This is a genomic window from Oxalicibacterium sp., assembly GCF_035565035.1.
Taxonomy (GTDB): Bacteria; Pseudomonadota; Gammaproteobacteria; order Burkholderiales; family Burkholderiaceae_D; genus Oxalicibacterium.
In genome coordinates this window covers 1-7414 of the sequence record NZ_DATMTD010000074.1, presented here as the reverse complement: position 1 = coordinate 7414, position 7414 = coordinate 1, and the positions used below count along the sequence as shown (strand labels likewise).

The window sequence follows — 7414 nt, the reverse complement described above, 5'->3', positions numbered from 1 at the left end:
ACCGGCAGAATCACGAACCTTTGCTTGGCGGGCGTTTGGCATTATCCTCTTCGTTTTGCGTTCCGTGTCTTTTTGACGGACGCCGGCAGGAAAAGTATGCCGCCATGTGCAAAGTCCGGGGTGACAGGCGATCACCCGATCGGGCCGAATTCTCCCGCTGCCATGCGTACATGCGCTTCGGGAATGACAGGCATCCTGCTTCAGGCTGGCGGAAGCGCCGACCCAGGGAAATACATAATTGATTTGTCTCCACCGCTTTTCCGGTGCGGGGCAAAAATTTGAGTAAACGGAAGAAACATGCAGCGCATCATGCTCAGGTCGAAAATCCACCGCGCAACGGTGACGCAAGCCGACCTGCACTACGAAGGCTCGTGCGGGATTGACGAGGATTTACTGGACGCCGCCGATATCAAGTTCGGCGAGCGCATCGAGCTGTATAACGTGAATAACGGTGAACGCTTTGCCACCTACGCCATCAAGGGCGCAAGAGGCAGTGGCGAAATCTCGTTGAACGGAGCGGCGGCACGACGTGCCCATCTGGGCGACCTGCTCATCATCTGCACCTATGGTCCGATGAGCGATGAAGAAATCGAAACGTACGTGCCGAAAATCGTTTTTGTCGACGAGAACAATCGCATCACGGGACTGAAACAGCAGCAATAAAAGCTGCAGCACCAAACAACCCGGCAGCGCCCTCTGTGCCGCTTGCGCCGGGTTTTTTTCGTGTGCCGGTCGCGTCGATCGATAAAGAATTTAAACAACTTGAGAGAGAAATCATGTCTTTAGTTATTGGCGTGCCGCGGGAGACATTCCCCGGAGAAAAACGGGTGGCGACTGTCCCCGAAGTCGTTGAAAAGCTGATCAAACTGGGCTTTTCCGTCAGCGTCGAATCCGGCGCCGGCGAAGAAGCCAACTTCAGCGACGATACTTACCGCGCTGCCGGTGCACAGATCGTGCAAGGCGCCGCCAACTTGTGGTCGACGTCCGATATCGTCTTCAAGGTACGTGCTCCGAGCACCGAGGAAGTTGGTCTGATCCGCGAAGGCAGCACCCTGATCGGCTTCATCTGGCCGGCACAGAATCCTGAATTGATGCAGCAACTCGCCGCCAAACGCGTCACTGTTTTGGCGATGGACGCGCTGCCGCGCACGCTGTCCCGCGCGCAGAAGATGGATGCATTGACGTCCACCGCCGGCGTCAGCGGCTATCGTGCCGTCGTCGAGGCGGCCAATGCCTTCGGTCGTTTCTTCAACGGTCAGATCACGGCTGCAGGCAAGGTTCCTCCTGCCAAGGTCTTTATCGCAGGTGCTGGCGTGGCCGGTCTGGCTGCGATCGGTACCGCCGCCAACCTGGGCGCCATCGTGCGCGCCAACGATACCCGTGCCGAAGTGGCCGATCAGGTCGTGTCGCTGGGTGGCGAATTCGTCAAGGTCGATTACGACGAAGAAGGTTCGGGCGGCGGCGGCTATGCCAAGGTCATGTCCGAAGGTTTCCAGGCTGCGCAGCGTGAAATGTACGCTCAGCAAGCCAAGGAATGCGACATCATCATCACCACCGCGCTGATCCCGGGCAAACCAGCTCCGAAGCTGATCACCGCCGACATGGTTCAGTCCATGAAACCTGGTAGCGTGATCGTCGATATGGCGGCCGAGCAAGGCGGTAACTGCGAACTGACCGAACCTGGCAAGGTCGTGGTGAAACATGGCGTGACCATCGTCGGTTACACCGATCTGCCAAGCCGTCTGCCTAAGCAAGCCAGCACGCTGTACTCGACCAACCTGCTGCGCCTGACCGAAGAGTTGTCCAAGGACGCCGAAGGTAAAAAGACGACTGATGGCACCATCAACGTCAACATGGAAGACGAAGCCATTCGCGGTCTGACCGTCGTCAAGGACGGCAGCATCACCTGGCCGGCTCCCCCGCTGAAACAAGTGGCTGCTCCAGCGGCCAAGCCAGCGCCGGCGCCTGCACCATCGCACGGTCATGGCCCTAGCACCACAGTGTCGTCGCCAAAGCGCGTGGTAACGATGTTCGTTTTCGCTGCACTGATTTTCTGGTTGATCGGCATGGGCGCGCCAACCGCGTTCCTCGGTCACTTGACCGTGTTTGTGCTGGGTTGCTTCATTGGTTACATGGTGGTCTGGAACGTAACGCCTGCATTGCATACGCCGCTGATGAGCGTGACCAATGCCATCTCGTCGATCATTGTGCTCGGCGCGCTGGTACAGGTTGCACCACCATTGGCTGACGGCATTACCCGTCCTGAGATGCTGATCAAGGTATTGGCCGCTGTTGCCATCGCCCTGACCGCAATCAATATGTTCGGCGGCTTTGCCGTTACCCGTCGCATGCTCGACATGTTCCGTAAGAATTAAGAAGGAGACCACAATGTCTGCAAATCTGGCTACTGTCTCCTATATCGGAGCAACAATCCTTTTCATCCTCAGTCTGGGCGGCTTGTCGCACCCGGAAACCTCGCGCCGCGGCAATCTGTACGGCATGATCGGTATGGGCGTTGCCGTGATCGCCACGGTCTTCGGCCCACGCGTTACACCGGAAGGCTACGCATGGATCATCATCGCGTTGCTGATCGGTGCTGCCATTGGCCTGTACGCCGCCAAGAAGGTCAAGATGACCGAAATGCCGGAGCTGGTCGCATTGATGCACAGCTTCGTCGGTCTGGCTGCCTGCCTGGTCGGTTTCGCCAGCTACATCGATCCGTCGATGCACTATGAAGGCGCTGAAAAGATCATCCACGAAGTGGAAATCTATATCGGTATCCTGATCGGTGCGGTGACCTTCTCGGGTTCGCTGGTCGCTTTCGGCAAGCTGAATGGCAAGATCGGCGGCAAGCCGTTGCTGTTGCCGGCACGTCACTTCATCAACCTGATCGGTCTGCTTGTCGTCATCTATTTCGGTCGCGAGTTCATCAATGCGCCGACACCGGCTGAAGGCATGATGCCGTTGCTCGTCATGACGGTCATCGCGATCCTGTTCGGTATTCACATGGTGATGGCAATCGGCGGCGCCGACATGCCGGTCGTGGTGTCGATGCTCAACAGCTATTCTGGTTGGGCAGCTTCGGCTACCGGCTTCATGCTCGGCAACGATCTCCTGATCGTGACCGGCGCGCTGGTCGGTTCGTCGGGTGCGATTCTGTCGTACATCATGTGCAAGGCAATGAACCGTAACTTCTTCAGCGTGATCGCCGGCGGTTTTGGCGGTGGTGCTCCGAAGGCGGGCGGCGCTGTCAAGGAACAGGTTGGCGAAGCAACCCCTGTTTCTGCACAGGAAACCGCTGAACTGCTGCGCGAAGCAAAAAGCGTCGTCATCGTGCCGGGTTACGGCATGGCGGTTGCGCAAGCGCAGCACACGGTTAACGAAATCACCAAGTTCCTGCGCGCCAAAGGTACCAACGTCCGTTTCGCGATTCACCCGGTTGCCGGTCGTATGCCTGGTCACATGAACGTGTTGCTGGCGGAAGCGAAAGTGCCGTACGACATCGTGCTGGAGATGGACGAAATCAATGAAGATTTCCCGGATACCGACGTTGTCATGGTCATTGGCGCGAACGACATCGTCAATCCGGATGCACAGGATGATCCGGAAAGCCCGATCGCCGGTATGCCGGTTCTGGAAGTCTGGAAGGCAGAAACGTCGATCGTGATGAAGCGTTCGATGGCTTCCGGTTACGCCGGTGTTGACAACCCGCTGTTCTACAAAGAGAACAACCGCATGTTGTTCGGCGACGCGAAGAAGATGCTGGACGAAGTGCTGGCAACGCTGAAAGGCTAAGCCGTCTTTCGTTTCACAAAAAGCCGCATCAGACGATGCGGCTTTTTTTATGTCGGTTGAGTTTGTGCGGTTATATGTCCGATTGAATTTGTCCGATGAGCCGCGCTCAGACCGCCGGCAGTTCGAACGGCGTCAGCGGTTGCGTATCGGCCGGCGCCTCGCGACTCCAATAACCGGGCTGACTGTACATTGCCTTCAAATGCCAGATGAACAGCCGAACCTTGGCGGGGACGTTCCGCTGTTGCGGATAGACCGCCATGATGTCGTATTCGGGAATCGCGTAATCGTCGAGCACGGTTTCCAGCGTGCCGTTTTCCAGCTGGCTCTGGATTTCCCATACCGAACGCCATGCAATGCCGAGACCTTCGGTCATCCAGCGATGCAGCAGTTCGCCGTCGTTGCAGTCAAGGCTGCCATTGGCGCGGACGGAAACGGTTTTGCCGCGCAGGTTGAAGTACCAGCCGCGTTGTTGTCCGCCTTGCAAGTTGAAAGCCAGGCAATTGTGCTTGGCCAGATCGTCCAGCGTTTTGGGTTTGCCATGCTTCTTGAAATAGGCAGGCGTTCCGCAGACCACGCGTTTGTTGGACGCCAGCTTGATGGCGACGAAATTCGGCTCGATCGTGCCGCCGATGCGAATGCCCATGTCGTAGCCTTCCTGCACCAAATCGACCACGCGGTCGGTCAGGTTGAACGACATTTTCAATTCCGGATGTTGCAGCAGAAAGGACGGGGCGTACGGCGCGACGTGCTGGCGGCCGAATGACGCGGGGGCGGAAACGATCAGGTGACCGGTGACCTTGTGGCGACCGTCGGAAATGGCGCTTTCGGCCTGATCCAGCTCAGTTAATAACTTGCGGCAATGTTCGAGGAAAACAGAGCCTTCTTCGGTCAACGCCAGCTTACGTGTCGATCGATGCAATAACCGGACGCCCAAACGTTTCTCCAGAGTATCGATTCTGCGGCCAACCATCACTGGCGTAACCTGCAGCGCCAAGGCAGCTGCGGCAAAACTGGCGTGATCGACGGCGGTGACAAACGCTTCGATCTGTTTCAGCTTATCCATTCGATACTCTGGGTACTTAATTGGTTAATTAAAAATTCTATTCTCAAATTATTGCATACCAATTACACTACGCCCCAGTAAAATTTCATTCACTGGAGGTAGATGATGGCAAAGATGACAGCAGCCCAGGCAGCAGTCTGGGTTATGCAGAAAGAAGGTATTGATCAGGCGTTCGGCGTTCCGGGTGCAGCAATCAATCCGTTTTACTCGGCAATGCAGAAGCAAGGCACGATCAAGCACATCTTGGCACGCCACGTAGAAGGCGCGACACACATGGCTGAGGGTTACACCCGCGCCAAAGCCGGCAACATCGGCGTCGCTCTCGCTACCTCGGGCCCTGGCGGCACCGACATGGTCACCGGTCTGTACTCGGCAATCGCCGATTCGATCCCAATCCTGTGCGTTACCGGTCAAGCACCGCGCGCACGTCTGCACAAGGAAGACTTCCAGGCTGTCGATATCGAATCGATTTCGAAGCCAGTGACCAAATGGTCGGTCATGGTTCGCGAACCAGCATTGGTTCCACAAGTATTCCAGCAGGCTTTCCACATCATGCGTTCGGGCCGTCCAGGTCCAGTGCTGATCGATTTGCCGTTCGACGTGCAAGTTGCTGAAATCGAATTCGACCCGGATCTGTACGAGCCATTGCCGGTTTACAAACCAGCAGCGACCCGCAAGCAAATCGAAGCGGCAATCGCAATGCTGAACGCTGCAGAGCGTCCATTGCTGATCTCCGGCGGCGGCGTGATCAATGCAAACGCAACCCCGTTGATGCTCGAGTTCGCTGAGCTGGTCAACGTTCCTGTCGTTCCAACCCTGATGGGCTGGGGCACGGTTCCTGATGATCATCCATTGATGGTCGGTATGGTCGGCCTGCAAACGTCGCATCGCTACGGCAATGCAACGATGCTGGCTTCGGACTTCGCATTCGGTATCGGTAACCGTTGGGCAAACCGTTTCACCGGTTCGATCGACGTCTTCACCAAAGATCGTAAATTCGTTCACATCGACGTCGAACCGACCCAAATCGGTCGCGTGTTCGGCCCAGACCTCGGCATCACGTCCGACGCTGGCGCAGCACTGAAATTGATGATCGAAGTAGCGAAAGAACTGAAAGCCGCCGGCAAACTGAAAAACCGCGATGCATGGCTGGCAGAGTGCCAGGAACGCAAACGCACGATGTTGCGTAAAACGGATTTCGACGTCACGCCGATCAAGCCACAACGCGTTTATCAAGAAATGAACAACGTGTTCGGCAAGACAGCACGTTACGTTTCGAACATCGGTCTGTCGCAAATCGCTGCGGGTCAATTCCTGCACGTGTACAAAGAACGTAACTGGATCAACTGCGGTCAAGCAGGTCCATTGGGCTGGACCGTTCCAGCTGCTCTGGGTGTCCGGGCTGCCGATCCAACCAGCGAAATCGTTGCCATCACCGGCGACTACGACTTCCAGTTCCTGATCGAAGAACTGGCAGCAGGCGCGCAATTCAACCTGCCGTACATCCACGTGTTGGTGAACAACTCGTACCTGGGCCTGATCCGTCAAGCACAACGCATGTTCACGATGGACTACTGCGTTTCGCTGGCATTCGACAACATCAACTCGACCGAAAACGCTTCGTACGGTGTTGATCACGTCAAAGTCACCGAAGGCCTCGGCTGTAAAGCAATTCGCGTCTACAACCCGGACGACATCGCTCCTGCACTGAAAAAAGCGCAAGAGTGGATCAAGGAATTCAAAGTGCCAGTCGTTGTTGAAATCATCCTCGAGCGCGTCACCAACATCGCGATGGGTACCGAAATCAACGCGATCAACGAATTCGAAGAAATCCTCGACGTCAAAGGTGCTTAAGATGACGAAACTTGCTGCCAATCTGACGATGCTGTTCAACGAGGTGCCATTCATGGATCGCTTTGAACAAGCTGCAAAGAACGGTTTTAAAGGCGTCGAGTTTCTGTTCCCGTACGACTTCCCTGCGGCTGACGTCGCAGCGAAGTTGAAGGAAAACGGGCTGGAAATGGTGTTGCACAATCTGCCGGCCGGTAACTGGGCTGGTGGTGAGCGCGGTATCGCTTGCCATCCGGATCGTGTCGAAGAGTTCAAGGCGGGTGTCGACAAGGCAATCGAGTACGTCAAAGTGCTCGGTACCAAACAAGTCAACATTCTGTCCGGCATCGTGCCTGCAGGCGTGACGCATGAACAGGCCGAAGCCACGCTGGTTTCGAACCTGAAATATGCGGCTGCCAAGTTGAAGGCAGAAGGTATTCCGTTGTTGATCGAAGCGATCAACACGTTCGATATCCCTGGCTTCTTCCTGACCGGCACCAAGCAGACTCTGGACATCATCGCCAAGGTCGGTTCCGACAACCTGTTCTTCCAGTACGACATCTATCACATGCAACGCATGGAAGGTGAACTGGCGAACACGATCAAGAACAACCTCGCGGTCATTCCTCATCTCCAACTGGCAGACAATCCAGGCCGCTTCGAACCAGGCACCGGTGAAATCAACTACACCTACCTGTTCAAGTTCCTGGACGAAATCGGCTACAA

General features: G+C 56.1%; 6 protein-coding genes. 5 read left to right on the top strand and 1 reads right to left on the bottom strand.

Features of this window, described 5'->3' with window-relative positions:
* Positions 1–297 precede the first annotated feature (297 nt).
* The 3 genes from panD (at position 298) to pntB (ending at position 3795) form a co-directional block, all read left to right on the top strand.
* Positions 298–663 carry an aspartate 1-decarboxylase gene (gene panD / locus VN114_RS06960; protein WP_325513353.1) on the top strand — a complete coding sequence of 122 codons (366 nt, stop codon included), beginning with the start codon at positions 298–300 and terminating at the stop codon, positions 661–663.
* 113 nt (positions 664–776) lie between these two features.
* On the top strand, positions 777–2375 hold the full coding sequence (locus VN114_RS06955; protein WP_325513351.1) for a Re/Si-specific NAD(P)(+) transhydrogenase subunit alpha: 1599 nt from the start codon (positions 777–779) through the stop codon (positions 2373–2375).
* Positions 2376–2388: 13 nt separating this feature from the next.
* The gene (gene pntB, locus VN114_RS06950) at positions 2389–3795 is read left to right on the top strand and encodes a Re/Si-specific NAD(P)(+) transhydrogenase subunit beta (RefSeq protein WP_325513349.1); all 1407 of its coding nucleotides are present in this window, start codon (positions 2389–2391) and stop codon (positions 3793–3795) included.
* Positions 3796–3901: 106 nt separating this feature from the next.
* Here the strand turns inward: pntB and VN114_RS06945 are convergent, their stop codons facing one another.
* Entirely contained in the window at positions 3902–4858 is a 957-nt protein-coding gene (locus VN114_RS06945) for a LysR family transcriptional regulator (protein ID WP_325513347.1), read from the bottom strand.
* A gap of 105 nt (positions 4859–4963) precedes the next feature.
* Here VN114_RS06945 and gcl point away from each other — a divergent pair, with 105 nt between their 5' ends.
* Both gcl and VN114_RS06935 read left to right on the top strand, forming a co-directional pair.
* The gene (gene gcl, locus VN114_RS06940; RefSeq protein WP_325513345.1) at positions 4964–6712 is read left to right on the top strand and encodes a glyoxylate carboligase; all 1749 of its coding nucleotides are present in this window, start codon (positions 4964–4966) and stop codon (positions 6710–6712) included.
* Position 6713: 1 nt separating this feature from the next.
* Positions 6714–7414, top strand: a 701-nt coding sequence (locus VN114_RS06935; protein ID WP_325513343.1) for a hydroxypyruvate isomerase family protein, incomplete at its 3' end; no start/stop codon positions are given.